The organism is Streptomyces sp. NPDC052101 (genome assembly GCF_040680235.1).
Classification (GTDB): domain Bacteria; phylum Actinomycetota; class Actinomycetes; order Streptomycetales; family Streptomycetaceae; genus Streptomyces.
In genome coordinates this window covers 63,733-89,049 of sequence record NZ_JBFAWH010000020.1, presented here as the reverse complement: position 1 = coordinate 89,049, position 25,317 = coordinate 63,733, and the positions used below count along the sequence as shown (strand labels likewise).

General features: G+C 70.8%; 22 protein-coding genes, 3 pseudogenes and 1 riboswitch. Of the genes and pseudogenes, 10 read left to right on the top strand and 15 right to left on the bottom strand.

Annotated elements, in window-relative coordinates:
• Position 1: 1 nt before the first annotated feature.
• From AB0L75_RS30460 to AB0L75_RS30450, 3 genes are all read right to left on the bottom strand, one after another.
• Positions 2 to 1,168, bottom strand: coding sequence for a family 2 encapsulin nanocompartment cargo protein terpene cyclase (locus tag AB0L75_RS30460; RefSeq protein ID WP_365187238.1), 1,167 nt, complete (start codon positions 1,166 to 1,168; stop codon positions 2 to 4).
• A gap of 10 nt (positions 1,169 to 1,178) precedes the next feature.
• On the bottom strand, positions 1,179 to 2,588 hold the full coding sequence (locus AB0L75_RS30455; RefSeq protein WP_365187235.1) for a family 2B encapsulin nanocompartment shell protein: 1,410 nt from the start codon (positions 2,586 to 2,588) through the stop codon (positions 1,179 to 1,181).
• Positions 2,589 to 2,974: 386 nt separating this feature from the next.
• Positions 2,975 to 4,306 carry a cytochrome P450 gene (locus AB0L75_RS30450; RefSeq protein WP_365187233.1) on the bottom strand — a complete coding sequence of 444 codons (1,332 nt, stop codon included), beginning with the start codon at positions 4,304 to 4,306 and terminating at the stop codon, positions 2,975 to 2,977.
• A gap of 266 nt (positions 4,307 to 4,572) precedes the next feature.
• Here AB0L75_RS30450 and AB0L75_RS30445 point away from each other — a divergent pair, with 266 nt between their 5' ends.
• Positions 4,573 to 5,562 (top strand): LysR family transcriptional regulator, encoded by a 990-nt coding sequence (locus AB0L75_RS30445; RefSeq protein ID WP_365187230.1) that lies wholly within the window; start codon positions 4,573 to 4,575, stop codon positions 5,560 to 5,562.
• On the opposite strand, the gene AB0L75_RS30440 is transcribed toward AB0L75_RS30445, so the two are convergent.
• The 7 genes and pseudogenes from AB0L75_RS30440 to AB0L75_RS30410 all read right to left on the bottom strand — a co-directional run bounded on the left by AB0L75_RS30440 (position 5,549) and on the right by AB0L75_RS30410 (position 13,562).
• Entirely contained in the window at positions 5,549 to 6,757 is a 1,209-nt protein-coding gene (locus AB0L75_RS30440; protein ID WP_365187227.1) for a M6 family metalloprotease domain-containing protein, read from the bottom strand. The genes AB0L75_RS30445 and AB0L75_RS30440 overlap by 14 nt on opposite strands.
• 60 nt (positions 6,758 to 6,817) lie before the next feature.
• Positions 6,818 to 8,098, bottom strand: a complete 1,281-nt coding sequence (locus AB0L75_RS30435; RefSeq protein WP_365187225.1) for an alpha/beta fold hydrolase — start codon at positions 8,096 to 8,098, stop codon at positions 6,818 to 6,820.
• Positions 8,095 to 9,135, bottom strand: a complete 1,041-nt coding sequence (locus AB0L75_RS30430) for an oligopeptide/dipeptide ABC transporter ATP-binding protein (protein WP_365187222.1) — start codon at positions 9,133 to 9,135, stop codon at positions 8,095 to 8,097. Before AB0L75_RS30430 ends, AB0L75_RS30435 begins: the two co-directional genes overlap by 4 nt.
• A 50-nt stretch (positions 9,136 to 9,185) precedes the next feature.
• A pseudogene (locus AB0L75_RS30425) lies at positions 9,186 to 9,953 on the bottom strand (ABC transporter ATP-binding protein); the annotation flags it as partial.
• Positions 9,950 to 10,942, bottom strand: a complete 993-nt coding sequence (locus AB0L75_RS30420; protein ID WP_365187220.1) for an ABC transporter permease — start codon at positions 10,940 to 10,942, stop codon at positions 9,950 to 9,952. The gene AB0L75_RS30420 and the pseudogene AB0L75_RS30425, both read right to left, overlap by 4 nt.
• Positions 10,939 to 11,883 (bottom strand): ABC transporter permease, encoded by a 945-nt coding sequence (locus AB0L75_RS30415; protein ID WP_365187217.1) that lies wholly within the window; start codon positions 11,881 to 11,883, stop codon positions 10,939 to 10,941. Before AB0L75_RS30415 ends, AB0L75_RS30420 begins: the two co-directional genes overlap by 4 nt.
• A complete protein-coding gene (locus AB0L75_RS30410) occupies positions 11,880 to 13,562 on the bottom strand; it encodes an ABC transporter substrate-binding protein (RefSeq protein WP_365187215.1) in 1,683 nt (560 codons plus the stop codon). The genes AB0L75_RS30415 and AB0L75_RS30410 overlap by 4 nt, the downstream gene beginning before the upstream one ends.
• A gap of 184 nt (positions 13,563 to 13,746) precedes the next feature.
• Between AB0L75_RS30410 and AB0L75_RS30405 the strand changes: the two genes are divergently transcribed.
• The 4 genes from AB0L75_RS30405 (at position 13,747) to AB0L75_RS30390 (ending at position 18,574) form a co-directional block, all read left to right on the top strand.
• On the top strand, positions 13,747 to 15,438 hold the full coding sequence (locus tag AB0L75_RS30405; protein ID WP_365187213.1) for a hypothetical protein: 1,692 nt from the start codon (positions 13,747 to 13,749) through the stop codon (positions 15,436 to 15,438).
• A gap of 126 nt (positions 15,439 to 15,564) precedes the next feature.
• Positions 15,565 to 15,801 (top strand): hypothetical protein, encoded by a 237-nt coding sequence (locus AB0L75_RS30400; protein WP_365187365.1) that lies wholly within the window; start codon positions 15,565 to 15,567, stop codon positions 15,799 to 15,801.
• Positions 15,798 to 18,065, top strand: coding sequence for a heavy metal translocating P-type ATPase (locus AB0L75_RS30395; protein ID WP_365187211.1), 2,268 nt, complete (start codon positions 15,798 to 15,800; stop codon positions 18,063 to 18,065). The genes AB0L75_RS30400 and AB0L75_RS30395 overlap by 4 nt, the downstream gene beginning before the upstream one ends.
• Positions 18,062 to 18,574, top strand: coding sequence for a copper chaperone PCu(A)C (locus AB0L75_RS30390; protein ID WP_365187209.1), 513 nt, complete (start codon positions 18,062 to 18,064; stop codon positions 18,572 to 18,574). The genes AB0L75_RS30395 and AB0L75_RS30390 overlap by 4 nt, the downstream gene beginning before the upstream one ends.
• 19 nt (positions 18,575 to 18,593) lie before the next feature.
• Here the strand turns inward: AB0L75_RS30390 and AB0L75_RS30385 are convergent, their stop codons facing one another.
• Both AB0L75_RS30385 and AB0L75_RS30380 read right to left on the bottom strand, forming a co-directional pair.
• Positions 18,594 to 20,243: an allantoin permease gene (locus AB0L75_RS30385; protein WP_365187206.1), complete on the bottom strand. Its 1,650-nt coding sequence runs from the start codon at positions 20,241 to 20,243 to the stop codon at positions 18,594 to 18,596.
• A 310-nt stretch (positions 20,244 to 20,553) separates the two neighbouring features.
• Positions 20,554 to 21,663 carry a HoxN/HupN/NixA family nickel/cobalt transporter gene (locus AB0L75_RS30380; protein WP_365187203.1) on the bottom strand — a complete coding sequence of 370 codons (1,110 nt, stop codon included), beginning with the start codon at positions 21,661 to 21,663 and terminating at the stop codon, positions 20,554 to 20,556.
• Positions 21,664 to 21,689: 26 nt separating this feature from the next.
• Positions 21,690 to 21,879: riboswitch (cobalamin riboswitch) on the bottom strand.
• 79 nt (positions 21,880 to 21,958) lie between these two features.
• On the opposite strand from AB0L75_RS30380, the gene AB0L75_RS30375 reads away from it, so the two are divergent.
• The 3 genes and pseudogenes from AB0L75_RS30375 to AB0L75_RS30365 all read left to right on the top strand — a co-directional run bounded on the left by AB0L75_RS30375 (position 21,959) and on the right by AB0L75_RS30365 (position 23,073).
• On the top strand, positions 21,959 to 22,333 hold the full coding sequence (locus AB0L75_RS30375) for a metalloregulator ArsR/SmtB family transcription factor (protein ID WP_365187201.1): 375 nt from the start codon (positions 21,959 to 21,961) through the stop codon (positions 22,331 to 22,333).
• Positions 22,334 to 22,519: 186 nt separating this feature from the next.
• Positions 22,520 to 22,897, top strand: a pseudogene (locus AB0L75_RS30370) (beta-ketoacyl synthase N-terminal-like domain-containing protein); the annotation flags it as partial.
• On the top strand, positions 22,897 to 23,073 hold the full coding sequence (locus AB0L75_RS30365) for a hypothetical protein (protein WP_365187199.1): 177 nt from the start codon (positions 22,897 to 22,899) through the stop codon (positions 23,071 to 23,073). The pseudogene AB0L75_RS30370 and the gene AB0L75_RS30365, both read left to right, overlap by 1 nt.
• A gap of 111 nt (positions 23,074 to 23,184) precedes the next feature.
• On the opposite strand, the gene AB0L75_RS30360 is transcribed toward AB0L75_RS30365, so the two are convergent.
• On the bottom strand, positions 23,185 to 23,619 hold the full coding sequence (locus tag AB0L75_RS30360) for a cold shock domain-containing protein (RefSeq protein WP_365187197.1): 435 nt from the start codon (positions 23,617 to 23,619) through the stop codon (positions 23,185 to 23,187).
• A gap of 172 nt (positions 23,620 to 23,791) precedes the next feature.
• On the opposite strand from AB0L75_RS30360, the gene AB0L75_RS30355 reads away from it, so the two are divergent.
• Together AB0L75_RS30355 and AB0L75_RS30350 are read left to right on the top strand one after the other, a co-directional pair.
• Positions 23,792 to 24,046: a hypothetical protein gene (locus AB0L75_RS30355; RefSeq protein ID WP_365187194.1), complete on the top strand. Its 255-nt coding sequence runs from the start codon at positions 23,792 to 23,794 to the stop codon at positions 24,044 to 24,046.
• Positions 24,031 to 24,267: an SDR family oxidoreductase gene (locus AB0L75_RS30350; RefSeq protein WP_365187192.1), complete on the top strand. Its 237-nt coding sequence runs from the start codon at positions 24,031 to 24,033 to the stop codon at positions 24,265 to 24,267. Before AB0L75_RS30355 ends, AB0L75_RS30350 begins: the two co-directional genes overlap by 16 nt.
• 134 nt (positions 24,268 to 24,401) lie before the next feature.
• On the opposite strand, the pseudogene AB0L75_RS30345 reads toward AB0L75_RS30350, so the two are convergent.
• Positions 24,402 to 24,899 (bottom strand): annotated as a pseudogene (locus tag AB0L75_RS30345) (alpha/beta fold hydrolase); the annotation flags it as partial.
• Between the two features lie 73 nt (positions 24,900 to 24,972).
• Positions 24,973 to 25,242 (bottom strand): PqqD family protein, encoded by a 270-nt coding sequence (locus AB0L75_RS30340; RefSeq protein ID WP_365187190.1) that lies wholly within the window; start codon positions 25,240 to 25,242, stop codon positions 24,973 to 24,975.
• Positions 25,243 to 25,317 lie beyond the last annotated feature (75 nt).

Below are 25,317 nucleotides of genomic sequence, written 5' to 3'. Positions count from 1 at the left end.
GTCAGGAAGTGGTGGAGGTGGAGGAGGTGTAGCGCCGGCTGCCGCTGTGCCACGCGCGGTTGCCGCCCAGCCAGGCCCACACCCCCGTGAGGAAGCGGCGCAGCTGAGGGGAGCCGGTCAGGGCCAGGGCTGCCGCCTCGGTCTCGAAGGTGCGGACCAGCTCGTCGTGGATCGCCGCACTCCGCTCGACCGCCTCGCGCGGCGTGCAGCGCTCCTCGGCGGCGATCACGGTCGGCAGGTTGAACTCCACGCTGTCCGAGTGGTGCTCCTTCGCCATCGAGTACAGGTCATTGACGAGCGTGGCCGCCGTGGACGCCATGGTCACGGCACGGCGGACGCGCGGATCGGCGTACTCGGCGGCGGGCAGCACATAGCCGCCCACCATGTCGGTCATCGCGACGCACGGGACGAAACTGTTGATCTGACGGTGCGCCAGGTACTCCCAGACGGCGGGCATCCGGCCCTGGGAGCGCCAGGACCCCTCCTGCCCGTAGCCCACGAACAGCACCGCGACCTCGTGGCGCAGCCGGGCCAGTTGGGACGAGTCCGCGTACCGGGCCAGGTGCGCGAAGGCGGAGCGCAGGGCGGTCCGGACCGGGTCGTCCTGCATGGCCTGCTCGACGGCGGGGACGTAGCGGAGCGGAGGGTGAGCGGGGTCGATGGCCGCGTAGGCGACACCGAGGTGCGCGCCGAGCAGCGCCGGCGCGGACCCCATCGTCTCGTCGTCGCAGTAGTAGTCGTCCGTGGCCCACTCCGCCAGAGCGCACTTGCCGGCAGCCAGCAGCCGGTCCGGGTCGTCGGTGTCGGGGTGCGCCAGCATCATCAGGCGTCCGAAGTCCGCCGCGCGGACTCGGTCGAGGCGGCCGGCGTAGAGGCCGATCTCCTCGGCCCACGCCAGCAGGCGGACGTTGACCTCCTCGGCGAGCGCCGGGTCGTCGCGGAGCGCCGCCGGGCAGTACAGCTCCGGGACCCCGGTGCCCTCGGCGTCCTTGCGCCGGGCCGTGATCCGGGCGGCCGACGTGCCGAGCCCCGTCGGTCCGGTCGGCAGGGCGGTCCTTCTCGCCGGCCCCTCCGGGCGGGCACCGGGGTGCTCGGCGAGCAGCTCGGCCACGAGCCGCGCCACGTCGTGACGGGCCGTGGGCGCCGCGATCCGGGACAGCAGTGACACGGACTTCTCCTTACGACGGCGTGCCGAAGACCTCGACGTTCTCCAGAACGCCGAGCGCGTCGGGCACGAGAACGGCCGCCGAGTAGTAGGTGCTGACCAGGTAGGAGATGATCGCCTGCTCGTTGATGCCCATGAACCGGACGTTCAGGCCCGGCTCGTACTCGTCCGGGATGCCGGTCTGCCGCAGGCCGACGACGCCCTGCTCCCCCTCGCCCAGCCGCATCGCGAGGATCGCGGAGGTGCCCTGCTCGGAGACCGGGATCTTGCCGCAGGGAACGAGGGGGACGCCGCGCCAGGCCGGCACCGGGTGTCCGCCGACCTCGGCGGTGTCGAACGCGAGACCCCGCTTGTTGCACTCGCGGCCGAAGGCGGAGATCGCCCGCGGGTGGGCGAAGAACGCCTTCGTCCCGCGCCGCATGCTCAGCAGCTCGTCCATGTCGTCCGGGGTGGGCGGCCCGGAATGGGTGGAGATGCGCTGGCTGTGGTCGGCGTTGTGCAGCAGCCCGAAGTCACGGTTGTTGACCAGCTCGGACTCCTGGCGCTCGCGCAGCGCCTCGATGGTCAGCCGCAGCTGCTGCTCGACCTGGTCCATCGGGTCGTTGTAGAGGTCCGCGACCCGGCTGTGCACCCGCAGAACGGTCTGCGCGACGCTCAACTCGTACTCGCGAGGCCGGAGTTCGTAGTCGACGAACGTGCCCGGCAGCACCGGCTCGCCGGTGTGACCGGAGGCGAGGGCGATGGCCGCCTCGCCCTTCCTGTTCCGCGGCCGTGCCCTTTCGTCCTGGCTGCGCCGGACATGGGCCCGAAGCCCCTCGTACCGGCCCGCCACCTCCTCGTACGCTTCCCGGGGGAGCGCCAGCACCGTGCACGCCGTCAACGCGCGAGCCGTGAACTCCCATGTACCCGGCTGCTCGGCGACCATCTGCCCGCCGAGGAACCCGCCGTCGGCCACCACGCCGCGACGGGTCTCCTCGCCGTACTGGCCGGGCGTGAGCTTCTCGACCTTGCCGTGCGCGATCAGGTAGACGTGGTCGACGGCCCGGCCCTGCCGGGCCATCACCTGGCCGGGTTCGTACTCCCGCTGCTCGCACCGCTCGGCCAGGGCCCGCAGCACCGCCTCGTCGCCGAAGCCGCGCAGCAGCGGCAGTTCGCCCAGCTCGGCGGGGACGACCTTGACCGCGGAGCCCTCCTGGACGAACGTCACCCGGCCGTCGCCCACCTCGTACACCAGCCGCCGGTTGACCCGGTACGTGCCGCCCTTCACCTCCACCCAGGGCAGCATGCGCAGCAGCCACCGTGAGCTGATGCCCTGCATCTGCGGCACGGTCTTGGTGGTGGTCGTCAGGTTCCGCGCGGCGGCGATCCCGAGGCTGAGCTGTGCCCGGCCTGCTGAGTGGTCGGGCTGCTCCGGCTGCGACATCCTGGTCCCCTCCGTATGGGCGCCTGCATCAAGAAGGAGCCCGTGACGGGCCGGTCGGTCCGTGAGGCTCCTGTGGCGCAAGTGAATCAACGTCAAATGATGTTGGTCGAGACGGCCGGAGGAAGAACCGACATTTTTGCGCCACCGGACGGACAGGGACCGCGCGCGGCCCACCCGGCTTCTCTGACCGGCCAGAGGTGGTTGATATGCCCGCTGTGTCGTGATGGCCGCACGAGGACCGCAGTCCGGGCAACCGGATCCGGTGTGGTGCACGCGCCCTGATGCCCCGGCGGCATGCGAGCGAGGTGGCCGATAATCCCTCGTCGGTGCCGCCGACACCCGTGTCAGCGGGACGAGACTGCCGACGCCTCACGCGTTCATGCACGTCAGGTGTGTGGTTGTGCCACGGTGGCGAGGGTGGGGCCGTCGGGGCGGACGGTCATGCCGTACGACGTCTTCGTGGGGGTGGAGTCGAAGGCCAGGGTGTGGGCCGGCAGCAGGTGTTCGAGCAGGACGGTCGATTCGCGGAGCGCGAATTGCAGGCCGAGGCAGGCGCGGGGACCGATGCCGAAGGGGAAGTACGCGCCCGGGTGGGTGGGCCGGCCGTCCGGGGTGATGAAGCGCCGTGGGTCGAAGTGCTCCGGGTCCGGCCAGAGTTGGGGATCGCGGTGCGTGAGATACGGGCAGACCAGGATGTCGGTGCCCGCCTCGACGGTGTAGCCGGCGAGGGTGTCGTCCTCGGTGGCGTGGCGGGGCAGGATCCAGGCGGAGGGGTAGAGCCGGAGTGTCTCGTGGACCAGAGCCTGGATGGCCTGACGGCGTTGCGCCGATCCTGCCCCGCCGGCGGCGAGGGCTTCCTCCCGGCCGGCGGGGTACCGGTCGAGGAGTAGGTAGAGCCAGGTCAGGGTGGTGGCGGTGGTCTCGTGCCCGGCCACGAGCAGCGTGACCAGCTCATCGCGGATGAGCCGGTCGGTGTATTCGGGGCGCTCGGTGGCGGCATCGACGAGGAGGTGCAGGAGGCCCGGGCCGTCGGGGCCGGCCGACCCGCTGCGGGCGGCCTTGATGGCATGCCGGGCGACCGCGTCGATCCGGGCGAGGTCGGAGGCGACGGCGTCCTGGGCGTCGGTGACGTCCGCCGGCAGGGTCGGAAGCGCGGCCGTCACGGCGGCTACGGTGGCCAGTTCGCGCTCGGTTCCGTCATCCAGGGGGTGCCCGGTGAGAGAGCGCCAGATGGTGTCCAGGGCGAAGCGGCGCATCTCCCGTTCGACATCGAGGGGTTGCCCGGTACGGGCGTACCCGCTCCAGCGTGCGGCGGTGGTCCGGGCGGCCTCGGTGATCCGCTGTTCGTAGCGGCGCATCCCGGTACCGGTGAATTGGGACTGCAGCAGGCGGCGTTGCCGCTTCCACGCCGTGCCGGTGGCGGCGAGGACGCCGTCGCCGATCAGGAGGCGGGCGCGGTGGGAGCGCTTGACGTACCGGTCCGGGTGCCGGGCGAGTACGTGCTGGACCGCCTGCGGGTCGGTGACGAGGACGGTGGGGGCGGGCCCGAGGCGGAACGCGGCGATCCCGCCCAGTCGCTCGCGCACCTGGGTGAGCAGCTCGACCAGTTCGCCGCCCTGCGAACGCCAGCGCTCCACGAGCCCTGGCTCGGCTTCGGGGACCGGCCGCACCGCTCCGGGCACGTGCGGGAGGGAGCCGGGACCGGCTTCGGTGTCCATGTTTCTTCTCCTGGTCAACCGCTGGGGCTCGCCCGTGCTGGGGCACTTGTGCCACGGACTGTACGGGAGCAGGCACATCCGGTGGCAGATCGTCTCCGAGGCGATGACGATCGCACCGGGCCCTCGTGGCTTTCACATGGCGCTTCTCGTCAAGGGCTGCGCAGCCCGCATCCCATAACTCTTGGACGGCGTGTGACATTTCATATGTGACCGTGCCGGGTCCGCCCCCTGCCGGAAGCCTCCCGTCGCTCCTTACCATCCGCGCCATGGATCTAGAGGTACGGCACTTGCGCGTGATCTGCGCGATCGCGGAGGCCGGAAGTCTGACCCGTGCCGCCGCGTCGCTGTGTATGACCCAACCGGGACTCAGCGCCCAGCTGCGGCGCATCGAAACCATGCTGGGCGGACCGATCTTCGACCGGGGGCAGGCCGGCGCCGTACCCACCGCCCTGGGCGAGCTGGTGCTGCCCCGGGCACGGGCGATCCTGCCGGGTATCGACGGCCTGCTGTCCGACACCGCCCGTGCCGCCCGCTGCGGAATCACCCCGGGCCGCGTGCGCCTCGGATCGGTGGGCGCGCCACTGCTCGCCGATCTCGTCGTTGCCACAAGGGAGTTGATCCCCGGCGCGGAGGTGACGACCCGGTGCCAGTACTCCCCGTCGCCGCTGCTGGACGACCTTGCGGCGGGACGCCTGGAGGCGGCGGTCCTCGGTGACAACCCCGGCCATGAACTCCCGCCGCGCGAGGGGGTGTTCCTGCGCCCGGTCGTCAGCGAGCCCGTCTTCGCCCTGCTGCCGTCCGCCCATCCGCTGGCCGGACGCGAAGAGGTGAGCCTGGAGGAACTCATCGAGGAGGACTGGGCCCTGCCCCATCCGGACAGCGATCGCACCCGGGAGTACTGGGCGTCCGTCTTCTCCCGGACGGGCCGTCAGCCGCACGCCCCCTACGAGGCCGAAGGCAGGCAGCTGGTCGACGTGGTACGGGCGGGGCTGGCCGTCAGCCTCTGCCAGGCGACCTTCATCGAGGTGCCCGGCGTCGCGGTGCGCCCTCTCTCGGGCGATCCGCTCTGGTACCGCCATGTACTCGGCTGGCGCTGCGACGGGCCGTTGGCCGCGCACGGCGACGCGGTCGTCCGCAGAGTGGCCGAGGGGTATCTCGCCACCTGCGCCGCCGCACCGGCGTACGCGCGATGGCGGCGGCGCCATCCGGACGCACCGCGGGTGTCGGACAGAGCCGGTGGTCTCACCGCTTGGTGATCGAGATCTCGTCCTGGGAAGTGGTGCTGCCGTCGTCGACGTCGATCCGGACACCCGTGGCCGGGTCGGTGAAGGACTGGCCGGCATGGAACGCCGCCATGTCCAGTGCCCGGCAGCCCGAGGGCGGGGTGGCGTCGGGGTTGCCGTTCACGATCCGGACCGGGCCGTAGCCGGTCTGGACGGAGGTGTCCACCTGGTAGATGAGCACGCCGGTGGAGCAGGCGTGGTCGTCCGCGCCTACGGCCCTGCGGGACTCGGCGACGTAGGCGCTGGTCTCGCCGGTGCGGATCACGGCGACCTTCGTGCCACCGGGGCTTTCCACGGCCCTCAGGCGGACCGTGCGGCTGCCGCTCGTGGGCAGACAGGCGACCTGGCGGTCGTCGATCCAGCCGAACTTCCACCGCTCCCAGCCGAGGTGCTGCGGGGCGGCGCCGGCGATGTCGCCCATGAGGTCCCAGCCGCCGACGAAGCGGTGGTAGTCGGTGCCGGTGAACGCGTAGAGATCGGGCAGGCCGAAGGTGTGGCCGGTCTCGTGGTCGGCGACCTTGAAGCCCCAGTGCCACATGTCCTGCCCGAACGTCACGGCCCACTTGATGCGCGTGCCGTCGGCGGTGACGCCCGCCGTGGTGGGGTCGAACAGGTACGTCGGCGAGAAGCTGATCGCGGCGGCGGACTTCGACGGGACGAGGTAGACCATGTCGAATCGGGAGAAGTCCGCGTACGGGTCGGCGGCCGCCACCGCCTGCCGGACGTACGCCTCGTGCTGCTCGAAGGTGATCCCGCGCTGGAAGCCGTAGCTGGTGGAGTCCTGCGGCATCCGGATCCACCGGTTGAGCGGGGTGATGTCCAGTGTGGTCCGTCCGTAGGAGTCGCGCTTCAACCAGTCGGCAGCCGGGGCGAGTTGGCGGTAGTAGTCGGAGGTGGAACCCGCGGCCCGGGCGTCCGGGAAGTCGACGAACAGCATGAGCACGTGCCTGGTGCCGAGGGGGCGCTGGAACTGGGTGGTGTAGTCGGTGGTGTGGCCCTCGTCCGTCCAGCCGGTCCGGCCGGGCAGGGCGCAGTCGGTGGCCGCGGTCGCGCGGTGTGCCGGGTCCGGCGCCGCGTGCGCGGTCGGGACGGCGGCTCCGAGCGACAGGAGCGCCGTCGCGGCGGCACCCGCGGCGATGGCCCTGAGCGTGTGGGGGGATCCGGACATGTCTCCTTGCCTCTCCTTCGGGTCGGTGCGGGGACGTGGAGTTCGGGTCGGGCGGGGATGTCAGGCGCGTCCGCCGGCCATGTCCATCAGGCGGGACAGCACGCCTTCGCCGGACGCGCTCACCCCGTCGTGCTCCCACTCGTTGGTGACCCATGCGCGCAGCGCGCCGACCGAGCGCGCGGTCGGGAGGGACAGCTCTGTGGGTACGTACATGTCGTCGTGGTAGATCGCGGCGGCCACCGGCACCTGGTTGGCCGCCAGCCGCGACGGGGAGTACAGCTCGGGCCAGTCGGCTCGCTCGGCCAGGAGGTGGGCCGCATCGCGGAACGGGCGCAGTCCGGCGATCTCCTCGTACATCCAGGGATAGAACATCTCGCCGGTGAACAGCAGCGGGTCGGCGTCCTCGGCGAACTCCGGGCGAGTGGCGAGCGCTCGGGCGGCGGCCCAGTCGGTGGGCTTGCCACCCTGCGCGAAGCAGGCCTCCTGGAGCACGGCGAAGAGCGGGTTGTCCACGAGCCCGGTCAGGTTCGTCACCTGATGCAGGAAGGTCGCCGAGAGGTCGCCGTCGGCGCCGAGGGCTTCGTCCAGCAGCCAGTGCAGGCGCTCGGCGCCCTCACCCATGCCCAGCATCAGGCCGAGGGTGCGCAGCCGCCGGACGGTGAGCCGGTCCCCGTCGGGCAGCCGGACCGGCCGGCGGTCGAGGAGGCCGGCGATGCGCCGGATCAGGTCGCGGTCACCGGGGTAGCGGGCGTAGAACGCGGCCATCTTGTCCCTGACGCGGGGATACGTGGCCGCGTAGACGTCGTCGGCGGTGGTGTCCAGGCCGGGGAGGCCACCGGTGATGTAGCAGGCGCGGAGCCCTTCGGGGGCCCGGGACAGGTAGGTCAGGGTGATGAAGCCGCCGTAGCTCTGGCCGAGCGTCTCCCACGGCTCCTCGCCGCACAGCTGATGCCGGATCAGTTCCGCGTCGGCGACGATCGAGTCCGCGCGGAAGAGGGCGAGATGGGCGGCCAGCGCCTCGGCATCGGAGAACCGCTCGGCCGACCGGGCCGTGACCGGGGTGCTGCGGCCGGTGCCGCGCTGGTCCAGCAGCAGGACGCGGTGGGTCCTGAGGGCACGGGTGAGCCACCCGCTGGTGGCGTTCAGCGGGCGGGGTGACTTGCCTCCGGGGCCGCCTTGCAGGAACAGCAGCCAGGGCAGGCGCTCGCCCTCGCGGGCCGGGTCGGACAGTTCCCGGGCGAACACCTGGATCGAGGACCCCGCGGGGGCGGCGTGGTCGAGCGGCACGGTGAGGACGTGGTCGGTCACGGCGAGACCGGGCAGGCGGTAGCTGTGGCTCATGAGGTCCTTTCCTCGGTGAACGACTTCTCGGTGAACGACTTCTCGGCGAACGACGTGGAGGACGGCGGCTGCAGCGGCTCGGGGTAGTGGCAGGCGACCTCGTGGCCCGGGGCGATCGCGCGCAGCACGGGCCGATCGGCGGCGCAGCGGTCGGCTGCCCTTGGGCAGCGGGTGCGGAACGGGCAGCCGCTGGGCGGAGCGAGCGGACTGGGCAGGTCGCCGTGGAGGACGATCCGCTCACGGGCCCGTTCGGCGTCCGGATCGGGCAGCGGTACGGCGGAGAGCAGGGCGTGGGTGTACGGGTGCGCGGCGCTGCCGTAGAGCGTGTCCCGGTCGGCCGTCTCCACGACCGTGCCCAGGTACATCACGGCGACGCGGGTGCTGATCTGGCGGACCGCGCCGAGGTCGTGCGCGATGAACACGTAGGCGAGCCCGTACTCCCGTTGCAGGTCCTTGAGCAGGTTGAGGATCTGCGCCTGGACGGACACGTCGAGTGCCGAGACGGGTTCGTCGCACACCACCAGTTCGGGCCGCAGCGCCAGCGCCCGGGCGATCCCGATGCGCTGCGCCTGGCCGCCGGAGAACTCGTGGGGATAGCGGGCGGCGTGCTCCGGCCGCAGGCCCACCCGCTCCAGCAGGTGTTCCACCGGTTCGTCGGGGGTCAGGCCCTGGTAGCGGTACGGGGCGGTCAGGATCTGCCGGACGGTGTGGCGGGGGTTGAGCGAGGAGAACGGATCCTGGAAGATCATCTGCAGATCGCGGCGCACGGGCCGCAGCAACCGCTCGTCCAGCGTGGTCAGTTCCCGTCCGGAGACCGAGACCGTGCCCGAGGTGGGTTCGATGAGCCGGGTCAGCAACCGGGCGACCGTGGACTTGCCGCAGCCGGACTCGCCGACCAGACCCAGCGTCTCTCCCGCGTCCACCCGCAGCGACACCCCGTCGACGGCCCTGACATGTCCGGCGAGCCGCCGGGTCAGGCCGTGCCGTACGGGGAACCGCTTGACCAGGTCCCGCGCTTCGAGCAGGGGGGCGTTCACGCGGTCACCTCCGGTGCCGACAGGGTGGGCAGCCGGTCGGGCAACGGCCCGTCGACCCGGGGCACACAGGCGAGCAGGCCCTTGGTGTAGGGGTCGCGCGGGCGGTAGAACACCTCGCGGACCGTGCCCCGCTCGACCGCGCGGCCGCCGTACATGACCACGATCTCGTCGGCGAGTCCGGCGACCACGCCCATGTCGTGGGTGATGAGCATGATGGCGGTGCCGGACCGCTCCCGCAGTTCCCGCAGCAGGTCCAGGATCTGGGCCTGCACGGTCACATCGAGCGCGGTGGTCGGTTCGTCCGCGATGAGCAGGTCGGGCTCCAGACACAGCGCCATCGCGATCATCACACGCTGGCGCATGCCGCCGGAGAACTCGTGCGGATACGCGCGGGCGCGCCGCTCGGGCTCGGGAATGCCGACCCGGTCCAGCATCCGCACCGCGACCCGGTGCCCCTCGCGGCGTCCGGCCCGGCGATGCGCACGGTACGCCTCGGCGATCTGGAAGCCCACCGGGTAGTAGGGGTTCAGGCAGGACAGCGGATCCTGGAAGATCATCGCGATCCGGTCTCCGCGCAGCCGGCGCAGCGCCCGCCGGTCCAGGCCGGTCAACTGCCTCCCGTCGAAGCGGACTTCACCCGTGACGCGGGCATCGGGCAACAGACCCATGACGGCCAGGCTGGTCACGGACTTGCCGCTGCCGGACTCACCCACCACGCCGAGCACCGCCCCGGCGGCCAGGTCCAGATCGAGTCCGTCGACGGCGCGCACGCCGCCCGCGAAGTCCACGGTCAGATCACGTACGGTCAGCAGGGTCATCCCACGGCCCTCACTCTCGGGTCCAGGAGCGCGTAGACCAGGTCCACTGCGACGTTGGCGATCACGACGAACGCCGCGGCGAAGAGCGTCACGCCGAGGATCACCGGCTGGTCGGCGCTGTTGATCGCGTCGGCCGCGAGCTTGCCCACGCCGGGCAGGCCGAAGACCGACTCGGTGATCAGGGCGCCGCCGAGCAGCGCACCGAGGTCCATCCCGAAGATCGTCACGATCGGCATCAGCGCGGGCCGCAGCGCATGCCGGCGCAGCACGGTCGGCTCGGGCAGGCCCTTGGCCCTCGCGGTGCGGACGTAGTTCTGGCCGAGACTGTCGAGCATCTCGCCCCGGGTCATCCGTGCGTAGATCCCGGCGTAGAGCATCGCCAGCGTGATCCACGGCATGACCATGGACTCCGCCCAGCCGACCGGATCCTCGGTGAGCGGGATCGCCTGCGGATAGGGCAGCAGGCCGAGCTTGACGACGAGCAGGTACTGCAGCACCAGGGCGGTGAAGTACACCGGCAGCGAGACGCCGCCCAGCGCGGCCGTCATCGCCGCCCGGTCCCACACGCTGCCACGGCGCAGCGCCGAGATCACACCCGCCGTGACACCGACGATCAGCCACAGCACCGCCGCGCCCACGGCGATGGACACGCTCACCGGCAGCCGGTCGGTGAGCATCCGCCACACCGGCTGATCGGTCTGGAAGCTGAAGCCCAGGCAGGGGGCAGGGCAGTGCACGGCATGCGCCCCCGTGCCGTAGCCGCGCCCGGCCACGATGCCGACGAGATAGTCGCGGAACTGCACGAACACCGAGTGGTTCAGGCCGAGCGTGGTGCGGATCTCGGCGATGCGCTCGGGGCTGCACGCCTTGCCGCAGGCGCCCTGGGCCGGGTCGGCGGGCATGAGATAGAAGATCGCGAAGGTGGCCGCGCAGACCACCAGCAGGATCGCCGCCGTCGCGGCCAGTCTGCGCAGGACATAGAGGATCATCGTCGGCGGCTCCGGGGATCGAGTGCGTCCCGCACCGCGTCACCCAGCACGTTGAAGGCGAGCACGGTGACGAACAGGAAGACGCCCGGGACGAGGAAGTAGACGGGGTCGGCGGCGTACCACGGCACCGCGGAGGCGATCATCTGGCCCCATGAAGGGGTCGGCGGGCGCACCCCGATACCGAGGAAGGACAGGCCCGCCTCGGTGGCCACGTAACCGGGGATCGACATGGTCGCCACGACGAGGATCGGTCCGCTCAGGTTGGGCAGCACCTCCCGCAGCAGCAGCGCGCGCCGGGAGGCACCCAGCACCCGGGCCGCGGCCACGAACTCGCCGCGGGCCAGCACCATCGCCTGTCCGCGCACGATCCGCCCGACGTACGGCCAGCCGAAGAAGCCGAGTACGACGACCAGCAGCAGCTGCCGGTTCACACCCGGCGCCGCGGAGATCAGCGCGATCATGAAGATGAGGGCGGGGAACGACATGAGCAGATCCATCAGCCTGCCGATGACGGTGTCGGTCCAGCCGCCGAAGAACCCGGCGGCCAGTCCGAGCGCCGTGCCGAGCGCCACCGACAGGGCGGTGGCGAGCAGGGCGATCAGCAGCGAGACCCGGGCGCCGTAGACGACACGGGCGAGGATGTCCCGGCCGCTGCCGGGCTCGACGCCCAGCCAGTGCGCGCCGCTGATCCCGCCTCCGGTGCCGCGCGGCAGTCCGCCGAGCGTCGGGTCCACCGCTTCGGAGTGGAAGTCGGTCGGGGAGGTGCCGGCGGCCCAGGTGATCAGCGGGGCCGCGAGGGCGATCAGCACCAGGAGCACGACCACCGTCAGCGCGACCGTCGCGGAGCGCTGGGCCAGCAGCCGGCGCAACAGGGACGTCTCGCGGGGTACGACGCGCTGCGGCGCGTCGGACGGTATCGGGGCGGGGAGTGTGGCGGTCACTTGCGCAGCCCCAGCGAGACCAGATCCAGCTCGCCGACGTAGGCGATGTGCCCGTAGGCGCCGGTGACATGAGGCCCGGTCAGGACGGCCGCCTTGTCCCACAGGAACGGTACGACCGGAGCGTCCCGCATGATCTGCCCGGCCAGTTCGCCGTACGCCGTCGCGGCGGCCGACGGATCCTTCATCCGGGCGATCGCGTCGATGCGGGCGTTGACCGCGGGGGAGTTGTACTGGGCGTGGTTGTTGTTGCCCTCCGGGGTGATCAGCCGGCCGTCGAACACGAGGGGCAGGTACGTGGAGGCGCCGGGCCAGTCGGGCGTCCAGCCGTCGATCACCAGGTCGTGCTCCTGCGAGGTGTTCCCGACCGTGCTGTAGAACGCCGATGAACTGATCGCGTTGATGTTCACCTTGATCCCGGCCCTGGCCAGCGATGCCTGCACGGCTTCGCCCTGTGTCTGGCCGCCCGCGGTGGCCGGGGTGTCGAGCGTGAGGGTCAGGCCCGAGGCGTGGCCCGCCTGGGCGAGCAGCGTCTTGGCCTTGGCCGGGTCGCCCTTGCCGCCCGGGCTCGGGAACGGATCGTCCAGGACGGCGCCCGGCAGCGACGGCGGCAGCAGGGTGGTGGCCAGCTTGCCGGCGATCGGACCGCCCCGGGCCGTGCGCAGCGCGTCCTTGTCCAGCGCGTAGGCGATGGCCTGCCGCACGCGGACGTCGTCGAGCGGCTTGTGCCGGGTGTTGAGGCTCAGATAGCGCGTGTTGATCGACTCGCCGGTGACCAGCCGCTTGTGCACCGCGGGGTTGGCCAGCACCGGCCCGACCGAGGCAGGCCCGACCGGCGCGAAGGCGACGGCGTCCGCATCCTGCCCCTGAGCGGCGATGAGGCGCTGGTCGACCACGGCCCCGTCGAGATCGAGATCGATCACGATCTTGTCCGGCAGGCCTTTGCGCACCGTGTCGGTGGCCGGGCTCCAGTGGGTGTTGCGGACCAGCGTGAGCTGCTTCTTGGGTTCGAAGGCCCCGATCTTGTACGGACCGGAGGAGAAGGGCCTGCTGTCGTAGCGGACCCCGGTGTCCTTGTCCTGCGGAACCGGGGCGAAGGTCGGCAGCGACACCGCCGAACCGAAGTCGGCCACCGGCCGGTTGAGCCTGAAGACGATCGTCCTGTCGTCCGGCGTCCCGATCGAGGCGAGCCCCTGCTTGTCCTTGTAGGGGCCCTTGTAACTCCGGCCACCCGCAAGCCACATCCGCGCGTACGGCGGTCCCTCGGGGAGTTCCGCGGCGAACGTCCGCTCGACCCCGTACTTGATGTCACGGCTGGTGATGGGCCGCCCGTCCTCGAACTTCACCCCCGCCTTGAGCGTGAACGTCCAGGTGCGGGCATCGGCGCTCGGACGTCCGGTGTCCGTCGCCAGGTCCGGCACGATCCTGCCGCCGGCCGGGCCGGGTGCCGCCGCGTACGTCGTCAGCGTCCGGTAGATCAGCCGGCCGACGTTCTCGGAGGTGGTGACGTAGTTGCGGGCCGGGTCGAGGTGCTCCAGGTCGGTGCTGGAGAGCACGTGCAGGGTGCCTCCCTTGCTCGCGGGTCCGCCCTGTCCGTCGCCCCCGCCGGCTCCCCCGCAGCCGGCGACGGCGACGAGCCCGAGGGCGGCAGCCATGACCATCCCGGATCGTCGTGCTCTCACGATGGAAGCTCCTATGTGATGTGACATTGCACAGCGGCTTGGGCCAAGGGTGGAGGCGGCCGGACCCGACGGCCAGCTCTCGGCTCCCCAGAACATCGGGTTATGGATGCAGGGGGCGGTCACGACCCGGCCCACTATGCTGCTCGGTGCACGCTTTGCGTAATAAACGCATGAGGGACGCTGCATGGACTATTACGATCTCGGCACCTACAGCCGCCCCGTGACGACTTCCTCGCCCGAGGCGCAACGGTGGTTCGACCGCGGACTGGTCTGGACGTACGCCTTCAACCACGAGGAGGCCGTCTCCTGCTTCGAAGCCGCCGCGGCGGCCGACCCCGGCTGCGCCATGGCGTACTGGGGCATCGCGTACGCACTCGGCCCCAACTACAACAAGCCCTGGGAGTTCTTCGACACCCAGGACCTCGCACGCACCGTCGAACGCACCCATGCCGCCGTGGAACGCGCCCACGAGAAGGCGGAAACCGGCGCCACGCCCGTGGAACGAGCCCTGATCGGCGCGCTGCGCGCCCGCTATCCGCAGGCGGCGGCCGTCGAGGACTGCTCCGTGTGGAACGCGCCGTACGCCGACAGCATGCGCGCCGTCCACGAACTCGCCCCGGACGACCCCGACATCACCACCCTGTACGCCGACGCGCTGATGAACCTCACCCCCTGGCGGCTGTGGAACCTGCGGACCGGTGAACCGGCCGAAGGCGCCCGCACGATCGAGGCCAAGGCCGTCCTGGACCGCGCGGTCGCGACAGAGGCCGGGGCGGGACACCTCGGCATCCTGCACATGTACATCCACCTGATGGAGATGTCCCCGACACCCGAGGCGGCCCTGCCCGCCGCCGACCGGCTGCGCCGGCTGGTGCCCGACGCCGGCCACCTGCTGCACATGCCCTCACACATCGAGGTGCTCTGCGGCGACTACCGCCGCGTGGTGTCGGACAACGAGGACGCGATCGCCGCCGACGAGAAGTTCCACGCGCGGGCCGGGGCCATGAACTTCTACACCCTGTACCGGTCGCACAACCACCACTTCAAGATCTACGGCGCGATGTTCCTCGGCCGGTTCCGGACCGCTCTGGAGGCCGCTGCCCGGCTGGAGGCGTCCGTCCCCGAGGAACTGCTGCGCGTGCAGAGTCCGCCCATGGCCGACTGGCTGGAGGGCTTTCTCGCCATGCGGGTCCACGTACTGATCCGCTTCGGCCGCTGGGACGACATCCTGCGGATGCCCAGGCCCGCCGACCCCGAGCTGTACAGCGTGAGCACGGCGATGCTGCACTACGGCCGTGGTGTCGCGTTCTCGGCCACCGGCCGTGTCGCCGAGGCCGAGGCCGAACGCCGGCTGTTCGGCGAGGCGGTCGACCGGGTGCCGCGGACCCGCATGCTGTTCAACAACACCTGTGCCGACATCCTGGCGATCGCGTCGGCGATGCTCGACGGTGAACTCGCCTACCGCAAGGGCGACCACGACGCCGCCTTCGCCGCGCTCAGGCGGTCGATCGAACTGGACGACAACCTTCCCTACGACGAGCCGTGGGGATGGATGCAGCCCACCCGGCACGCGTACGGCGCCCTGCTCCTGGAACAGGGGCGCGTCGCGGAGGCCGAGGCGGTCTACCGGGCCGACCTGGGACTCGACGACACGCTTCCACGCGCTGCCCAGCACCCCGGCAACGTCTGGGCCCTGCACGGGCTGCACGAGTGTCTGGTCCGGCTGGGCAAGGCGGGAGAAGCGCAGATCGTGGCCCAGAAGTTGAAGATCGCCGTCGCGCTGGCGGACGTGCCGGTCGAGGCGTCCTGCTTCTGCCGCCTCGACGCGGTCTCGGGCACCGCCGAGGCAGAGGGCTGCTGCACGACGGAACATTGAGCCGTCAGCGATGCAGTGACTCAGCTCATATCCAGGCATGGGAACTCGCCCCTTCGCGGCCCCGACTCCTGAACCGGTACGGCTCGAACCGAGTGCGCCGTACGACGCGACCAGGAGAACCCGGTGATCGAAGAGTCCCGACCATTGCACTCCGGTGCAGGCGCCGCGCTGAGGAAACTGGTGCCGCCGCCCGCCCTGTGCGGCTTCGTCCTGCTGCTGGCGCTGATGTTCGGGGTGTCGTACGCCGTCGGCGCCGCCTACGGACCGGTCGCGCCCGGCATGCACGGCAGCCGCTCCGGCTCCGGCGGTGGAGACCCCGTGCCACACGGCGACGGTGGCGGCATGGGCGGGATGCACGGATGACGGCCCCCGAGGCGGGCGCCCTGGCGACCACGGACCTGACGGTCGGCGGTATGACCTGCGCGGCCTGTGTACGGCGGGTGGAGAAGCGGCTCGCCAAGCTGGAGGGGGTCAGCGCGACGGTCAATCTGGCCACCGGGCGGGCCCGGGTGAGCCATCCGACGGACGTCACACCGGACGAGCTGGTCGCGGCCGTCGAGCGCGCCGGGTACACCGCCGAACTGCCCGCCCCGCCCGGCCCCGCCCCCGAGCCCCACCCCCAACAGCCGGACGAGGCAGCCGAGTCCGGGGGCCGGGACCGGCTCGTCGTCACCGCGCTCCTCTCGCTCCCCGTGCTCGTGCTGTCGATGGTGCCCGCCCTGCAGTTCCGGAACTGGCAGTGGCTGTGTTTCGTGTTGGCCGCGCCGGTCGCGGTGTGGAGCGCGTGGCCGTTCCACGTACGGGCGGTGCGCGGGTTGCGGCATACGGCGGCGACCATGGACACGCTGGTGTCGCTGGGCGTGGTGGCGTCCTTCGGCTGGTCGGCCTACGCGCTGTTCCTCGGTGGCGCGGGGAACCCCGCAATGCGCATGCCCTTCACCCTGCTGCCTTCCGCCGGGACCGCCGACGGCGGCGCGCACGTCTACCTGGAAGCCGTCGTCGCCGTACCGCTGTTCGTGCTCACCGGAAGGTTTCTGGAGGCGCGGGCCCGGCACGGCACCGGGCGGGCGCTGCGGTCGCTCGCCGTGCTCGCGGCGAAGGACGTGGCGGTGCGGGACGTGCGGGACGGCGGACGTGAACGGCGCATCCGGATCGAGGAGTTGCGGGTGGGTCAGGTCTTCGTCGTCCGGCCGGGGGAGCGGGTGGCCACCGACGGCGAGGTCGTGGAGGGCAGCTCCGCGGTGGATGTGTCGCTGGTCACCGGCGAGAGCGAACCGGTCGAGGTCCAGGCCGGCTCGGCGGTCGTCGGCGGTGCCGTCAACGCGGGCGGGCTGCTGCTGGTGCGGGCCACGGCGGTCGGTGCCGACACCCAACTGGCCCGGATCACCGAGCTGGTGAGCGAGGCGCAGGCGGGCAAGGCGCGCGCTCAGCGTCTGGCGGACGCGGTGGCAGGGGTGTTCGTCCCGGTGGTGCTGTCGATCGCGGTCACGGTGCTCGGCTTCTGGCTCGGTGCGGGAGCCGACCCGCAGGCGGCCGTCACCGCGTGCGTCGCGGTCCTGGTCGTCGCCTGCCCGTGCGCGCTGGGGCTCGCCACTCCCACGGCGCTGATGGCCGCCACCGGCCGTGGCGCCCAGCTCGGTGTCCTGGTCAGCGGTCCGCAGGCGCTGGAAACCCTGCGGCACATCGACACCGTCGTCCTGGACAAGACCGGCACGCTCACCACCGGGGACATGAGCGTCACCCGGGTCACCGAGGTGGCGGGCGGGATCGGCAAAGAGGCGGCCGTGCGGCTCGCGGGCGCCGTCGAGCAGGGCTCCGAGCATCCGCTGGGCCGGGCGATCGTCGCGTACGCCGGACGGCCACTGCCCGAGGTGACCGGCTTCCGCGCACTGCCCGGGCTGGGCGTGAGCGGCCGTGCAGAAGGTCGGACGGTCGAAGTCCGGGCGCCCGACGGCGAGTTGCCGGCCCCCTTGGCCCGTGCCCTGGACGCGTGCGCGACGGCCCGGCACACCCCGGTTCTGGTCCTCGTGGACGGTCGGCCCGAGGCGCTGATCGCGGTCGGGGACCTCGTACGGCCGGGCAGTTACCGTGCCGTGGACCGGTTGCGGCGCCTCGGTGTGCGGCCGGTGCTGGCCACGGGCGACCGCGCGGAGACGGCCCGTGCCGTCGCCGCCGAACTGGGCATCGACGACGTACGGGCCCGGTGTACGCCCGAGGACAAGGCCGATCTCGTACGGGAGCTGAGGGAGCGGGGGTGTCGCGTCGCGGTGATCGGTGACGGAGTGAACGACGCGGCCGCGCTGGCCGGTGCCGACCTCGGGATCGCCATGGGCAGCGGCACGGACGTGGCCATCGGAGCCGCCGATGTGACCCTCGTCCGCGGGGACATCGAGGCCGTCGCGGACGCGGTCCGACTGGCCCGCCGGACCCTCGGCACGATCCGCGCCAACCTTCTCTGGGCGTTCGGCTACAACGCCCTCACCGTGCCGCTCGCCGCCGTGGGCCTGCTCAATCCGATGCTCGCGGCAGCCGCGATGTCGGCGAGTTCGGTGCTCGTCGTCGGCAACAGCCTGCGGTTGCGCACCTGGCAGCCGGGGCGGCCGCAGCGGCTGGGAGGTGCGTCGTGACGGCACCGGCCGTGTGGCTGCCCTCCCGCCGCCGGCTGGGCGAGGCACTCCGCGCCGCGCTCGCCCCCGTGGCGGCATGCGTGCTCGCGCTCGGCACTCTGGCCGCCTGGACCGCGGCCGGGGCGGCGGGCAGCCCCGCACGCGTCGACGTGACGTCCGGACGGGTGCTGCTGCCGTACGGGAACAGCACGGAATCCGCCGCCTTCTTCCGGATCTCCAACGCGGGCGGCACCGACGACGAGTTGACGGGTGTGACCTCGACCGCCACCGACGCGGCGATGCTCGGCCGCAACACGACGACGAACCGCAACACCGGGACCATGCGCGCGGTGGACTCCGTCACCGTCCCGGCGGGCGGCACCGTGGCGATGTCACCGCAGGGCCTCGATGTGATGGTGGCGGTGCGCGGGACGTGGCACGCGGGCGACCTCGTGCCGTTCGTCCTGCACTTCCGGCACAGCGGGCGGATCAAAGCCCTGGCCGTCGTGGTCCGCCCGGGCACCGGCTGACGGAAGGGACCGGGCACCGCTACGCGGTGGCCGGCAGCACATGGTCGCTGGTCTTATCGGTGCTCAGGCACAGGGAGCAGACCAGCGCGCCGTGGGTGACGCAGGCGGTCAGGTCCGGGCGCTCGTACGGCTGGTGGCAGACATGACAGTCGAGGGTGAGAGCGCTCGGGCTGCCGTCCGCGTCCAGCAGGGGCTCATCGATGCCGTCGTCGGCGCGGCGGAGGTAGTACCTGCCCTTGGTGACGATCGCCATCAGCGGGGTCACGGCGAAGGCGATCACCGCCGCGGCGACGGGGGAGTACGGCTGGAGGGTGTCGCCCAGCAGATGGAAGTACAGGGCGATCGACAGGCCGGAGGCGGCGACGAAGGCCACGACCCCGACCGGGTTGACGGCGTGGAGCATGCCGCGGCGGAACTCCGGCTGGAGCGGGGACAGCTTCAGGACGTACTTGTTGATGCCGATGTCCGTGGCGACGGTGACCACCCAGGCGATCGCGCAGTTCGAGTAGAAGCCCAGGATGTCGTTGAGGAAGCTGAACATGTCGGCTTCCATCAGGGCGAGCGCGAAACCCAGGTTGACCAGGACGAACACCATGCGGCCCGGATAGTGCCTGGTGACCCGTGTGAAGGAGTTCGTCCAGGCCAGCGAACCGGAGTACGCGTTCGTCACGTTGATCTTGATCTGGCTGATGACCACCAGGGCCACGGCCAGCGGGATGACCATCCAGGACGGCATCATCGCATCGAAGGCGCCGCGGAACTGCTGGATCGGCTCGGTCGCGGCGGCCGGGCCGACCTTGGCGAGGATGTAGACGGCGAGAAACACACCGATGGCCTGCTTCAGCGCGCCGAGCACCACCCAGCCGGGGCCGGCCATGACCACGGCGGTCCACCAACTGCGCTTGTTCGCCTCGGACTTGGGCGGCATGAACCGCAGGTAGTCGATCTGCTCGCCGATCTGCGCGATGAGGGAGAGGCACACCCCGGCGCCGAGCAGGACGGAGGCGGTGTCGACGCCGCCGTCGCCGTCGGTGCCGGCGTAGCCGAGGAAGCGGTCGACCGTGCCGGGGTCGGTGGAGACCAGGTAGACCAGCGGGCCGACCATCAGCAGCAGCCAGATCGGGGTCGTCCACACCTGGAGCTTGCTGAGCGCCCTCATGCCGTAGATCACCAGGGGGATGACCATGAGCGTGGAGGCCAGGTAGCCCAGCCACAGCGGCAGTCCGAGGCCGAGCTTGAGGCCCTGGGCCATGATCGAGCCTTCGAGGGCGAAGAAGATGAAGGTGAAGCTGGCGAAGATGACGCTGGTGAGGACCGAACCGTAGTAGCCGAAGCCGGAGCCCCGGGTGATCAGGTCGAGGTCGATGTTGTAGCGGGCGCCGTAGTAGGCGAGAGGGAGACCGGTGACGAAGATGACGACGGCGGCCACGGCGATCGCCACGAGCGCGTTGCCGGTCCCGTGGGCCAGGCCTATGCCGGCGCCGATGGAGAAGTCGGCCATGTAGGCGATGCCGCCGAGTGCGGTCGTCGCCACGACCATGGGGGTCCAGCGGCGGTAACTGCGGGGCGCGAAACGGAGGGTGTAGTCCTCCAGGGTCTCCCTGGCCGCCTGGTTCTCAGCGGTCTTCGCCGCAGCCGCCGTCTGCGGCCGTGACCCGGTGGTGCTCATGTCGCGCCTCCCGATGACGCTGGTGCGGGCACTTCGTGCGTGGTGCGTCGTCCTTCGTTCTTCGTGCTTCGTGTTTCGGCACGAAAGAAGGAGCCCCGCTTGGCGTCATCGACAGGACGGGGGAACCGACGGACCGTCATGAGTCGCGTGCGGCCGGGGATAGGACTCCGATCCCATGGCCGGTCACGCTAGGAAGCGGTTGTTACCGTCGGTTCCCGCCGTCGTGAACGCGGTGTTTCCGAGAACTCACCCTGTGTTTCGGTATCTCGGCTCAGTGCTGGTGGACCGCCCCGGCGCGCCCTGGAAGCCGTCAGCCGGCGTCCATGGCACGGGCGTTCCAGCGCTCCTCGACCTTGGCCAGACGCCAGTAGGCGATCGCCACGGCCCAGACCACCACGAACAGTCCGACGATGACATAGCCGACGTTGTCCAGATCCAGGGCGGCGATCCAGCCGGTGACAGCGTCCTCCAGGCCGAGCTTGTCGTGCAGAACGCCGACCAGTTCGATCGTGCCGACGAAGAAGGCCACCGAGATGGACAGGCCGGTGATCGTGAGGTTGTAGAACACCTTGCGAACGGGGTTCGAGAACGCCCACTGGTAGGCGAAGTTCATGAACGTGCCGTCGAGGGTGTCGAACAGGCTCATGCCCGCCGCGAAGAGCAGGGGCAGGCAGAGGATCGCGTACCAGGGGAGGCCGGCGGCGGCCCCGTTGCCGGCCAGCGCGAGGAGCAGGACCTCGGTCGTGGTGTCGAAACCGATCCCGAACAGGAACCCCAGCGGGAACATCTGGCCGGGACGGCGGATGGACTTGGTGAGCCGCCCCAGGAGGCGGTTCATGAAGCCGCGTGAGTCGAGGTGCGCCTCCAGCTCCGCCTCGTCGTACCGTCCGGCCCGCATCGCCTTGAAGACACGGACGATGCCGAACAGCGCCACGAGGTTCAGGGCGGCGATGAGGTACAGAAAGCCCCCGGAGACCGTGGTGCCGATGGTGCCGAGGACCTGATGGGTGCGGGATCCCTCGTTCATCAGGGTGCCGGCGAGCTTCGCACCCCCGACGACCAGCGCCGCCAGCAGCACCACCACACTGGAGTGCCCGAGCGCGAACCAGAAGCCCACGGAGACCGGCCGCTGGCCGTCGGCCATCAGCTTGCGGGTGGTGTTGTCGATCGCGGCGATGTGGTCGGCGTCGAAGGCATGCCGCATACCGAGGGTGTACGCCGTGATGCCGAGGCCCACCCCGAACGCCTTGCTGCCGACCTCATAGTGATGCGGGACCACGAGCAGGAAGAGGATGCCGAAGGCGGCCACGTGCAGCGCGACGATCACGGCCAGCAACCCGGCGGTCCGGACGGTGTCCTCGCGTCGCCAGCGGAAGGACTTGACGGCGGCGGCCTCGGGCACGCCTGGGGACGCGGTCATACGGTCACGCTCCAGCACCTCGTGGATCAACTTCGTGATGCCGTGGCTGGTCTCCTGGCTGACGGGTCGACGCGCCCGCCCCAGCCTTCCCGGCCATGAGGCCAGTGGCATACGTGGGGCGGGAACTCCCCGATCACAGTGGCGAGGGCCGCTCCGGACTGAGCCCCTGGGGGGCCGGCACCGGTCTTCCCGAACACCACGGCCCGCCCACCTTAGAAGGCCGCAGGTCATGGCTGCAAACCTGCACAACTGAGCAGGTATGGAGGCGAGCGTCGACGGCTGCCATGATGAGCCCATGCATCTCGTCCCCGCGGAACGCGCCGGGCAACGCACCATCGACGGCCACCGGGTCTGCGACGCCATCGCCGCCGTCGGCGAGCCCGAGCGCGTACGTGCCCTCGCCGAGCGCTTCTCCCTGCTCTCCGACCCCGGACGTCTTGCCTTGCTGCTCGCCCTGCACGAGGCCGGCCCCATCGCCGTCACCGACCTCGCCCTGGCCACCGGGATGAGGGACACCGCCGTGTCCCAGGCCCTGCGTCTCCTGCGGACCGCCGGCATCGTGGAGGGGGAGAGGGACGGCCGGATCGTCCGCTACCGGCTCGTCGACGGCCCGATCTCCGCGCTGCTGGAGCACTGCACGCCCCAGGACGGTGAACCGAACGGCGCCTGACCGCCGTGACGTCGTCGGCGACCCGGGACAAGGGTGCCGGGAACCTCTTTAGGGGCTCGTAGGGGATCTGGGCCGAGCGGGTGTTCTCCATAGGGTCTCCGCGTCATGGCTCGCGCCACACCAACCCTGCAGCACATCCACGTCACGTGATCCCAGGCCGCATCGCACCGAAGGGGATGTCAGTCGGTGAGCACGAGCAACGAGCAGAGGCTCGTCGAGTACCTCAAGCGAACGCTGGCCGAGCTGCGCGACGCTCGCCGATGCCTGGACGAGGCGGCACGGAAGCCGGACGACGAATCGATCGCCATCGTAGGGATGGCTTGCCGCTATCCGGGCGGAGTGCAGTCGCCGGAGGACCTCTGGAGCCTGGTCGCTGAAGGAGTCGACGCCATATCCGGGTTCCCCACGGATCGCGGCTGGGACATCGACGGGCTGTACGACCCGGAGCCGGGGAAACCGGGAAAGACTTACATCCGAGAAGGCGGATTCCTGCACGACGCCGCGGAGTTCGATCCCGGCTTCTTCGGGATCAGCCCGAACGAGGCCCTGGCCATGGACCCGCGATGGCCGGCCGGAACCTGGTGCCGATGCTGGTCTTCGACCACCCGTCCGCAGCCGCCTTCGCGGCCTATCTGCGCGAGTTGCTGTTCGAGACGGAGGAGGCGGTCATGGACGAGGACCTCGTGGAGGCCGGCACGGAGGAGCTGTTCGACATACTCGACGCGGAACTCGGGCGGTGAGGACTGGTCGTCTCCGTCGCGCCGCACGGCTGCGCGACGGAGACGACCACGTGCTTCTCAGACGCTCGGCTTTCGAGTCAGCCGACGCCCCGCCTTCGGTCCGGCCGACGCTCAGCCCTCGATCCATCCGTGGTTCTTGCCGAACTGCAGCAGCCCCTGGCGGACCTGCACGATCTCGGCCCCGGTGAGGGACGGCGCGGCCGACAGGAGCGCCTCGGTCACCTCGTGCACGAATTCTTCCGCGCTCAGCACGTCACACAGCGGCTCGTCACCGTCCGGGTGCCTCGCCGGGACGGAGGCCGAGCCGACAAGGGGTGCCGGAGAGACCGGCTTGACGTCTGCGCCGTCGGCGAGACGGACCGACGACGCCTTGAGGCCGCGGTCGCCCTCTTCGACCTCGAACACCACGGCCAGACCGGTGCGCACATACTGCTCAGGAATGAGCAGGTCGTTCACATGCAGGAAGACATCCTCCCCGCCATGGTCGGGAGCGATGAAGCCATAACCCCGCATACCGTCGAACCGCACCACACGACCCGCAACCATGCCATCAACCCCTCAACCGCCGGGCCCACTGCCCGGCCAACACCCTGCCACTGAAGACAGACCAGTAGTTCCTGTGAGGACGCCGGGTCCTCTCCAGGTCAAGTCTGCCTCATGGGGCAGCTCCGTGGAGTAGGGGAGGCCCCCTAAAGAGCCCGGGGCAGCCGGGTTAGGGGTGAAGGGACGAATTCACGTCTCATGCAAGGTCGTCGTCAACATAGGTGCGGCACGCGGACAGGGGCGCAGTCACGCGGTACGGCTGGCCGAGGAGGGCGCCGACATCATCGCGATCGACCTGTGCGAGGACCTGGAGGCAGTACCGTACCCGCTGTCGACCGAGGAGGACCTCAAGGAGACGGCCCGGCTGGTCGAGAAGGCCGGGTCGCCGGGCGTTCACGAGGGAGGCCGACGTCCGTGGCCGCGGGGCTGATATCGACGTACGGCAGCCCCGGCGCGATGGGCCCCGGCGGCTCCGCCTACGCCTTCGCCAAACAGACCCTCGTCCAGTACGTCAACTCGATGCCGATCCCGTACGTGCAGCCGATCGACGTGTCGCACGCCATCACCTGCCTCGCCTCCGACGAGTCACGCTATGTGACGGGCACTCAGCTGCGGGTGGATGCGGGGGCGGTGAACAAGGCGGGCAAATGAACCTCGGTACATGACCCTCTGCCGGGCTGCCTGGCGCCTCGCCCGGTCATGGTGACGTCCAGCGGCCGCCGTTCCCTCGAAGGGGCGGCTGCCACTCGCGTCCCCCGGCCCGGTCGTCGCCGGTGCGGGTACGGCTACAGCCGTGCGAGGCGCCTGCGGATCTCGTCCTGTACGGCCCTCGCGTGCTCGTTGAGGAAGAAGTGGCTGCCGGGGGCGGTCAGCGCGTGGACGGGGCAGCCGAGCGGTGGGCGTGGCTGGTAGCGGTAGGTATCCACCGCGGTGTAGTCCGCGCGCATCGCCGGCAGGATCATCCGCAGCACGTCCTCGTCGTCCAGGAATAGAGTGTCCGTGCCGTTTCGCCGCTTGAGGTCGGCGATCAGGCTGTCGGCGTCCATGAGGTGCGCACGTTCGTCGCGGAAGGTCGACGGCGCGCGTCGACCGGAGGCGAACAGCGCGGTGGGCGCCCGCCCTTCCCGTTCCAGCCGCGTGGCCACTTCGAAGGCCGGCACCGCCCCCATGCTGTGTCCGAAGAGTGTCACCGGCCGGTCGAGCCACGGGCGCAACTCCTCTGTCACGAGGTCGGCCAGTTCGCCGAGGTCCAGCAGGGCGGGCTCGTCCTGGCGGTCCTGCCGTCCGGGTCGCCGCGGATCAGGTCAGGGGTGCCGTGCGTGGAACGCATGGTGCGGAAAGGGATGTGACTGCCCGTCATCCCCGGTGTTCGCGGTACTCCCCGGTGTCGTGGGGTTCCGTCGCGAGCAGCCCCAGATCGCACAGTTCCCCGACCCAGACCTCCAGATCGGCGCACATGTTGACCGGGTCGGTGCTCCATCGGGACGCCAGGACGTGCGCGGCGCGATGAACGTCGCCGTCGTGCTGCCTGAGCGTGATCCACATGGCGGCGCCGACCGGGCTGCAGCGGAACCAGGCGCCGGTGGACGCGCTGTGCAGTTCCAGGTGTCCAAATATCTTATACACGTGTACAGGTGAATGGCGTGTACGCCAAGGGCGCGTACCAGCCACGCGGGAACGCGTAGCGCCGTACCGGGCCGT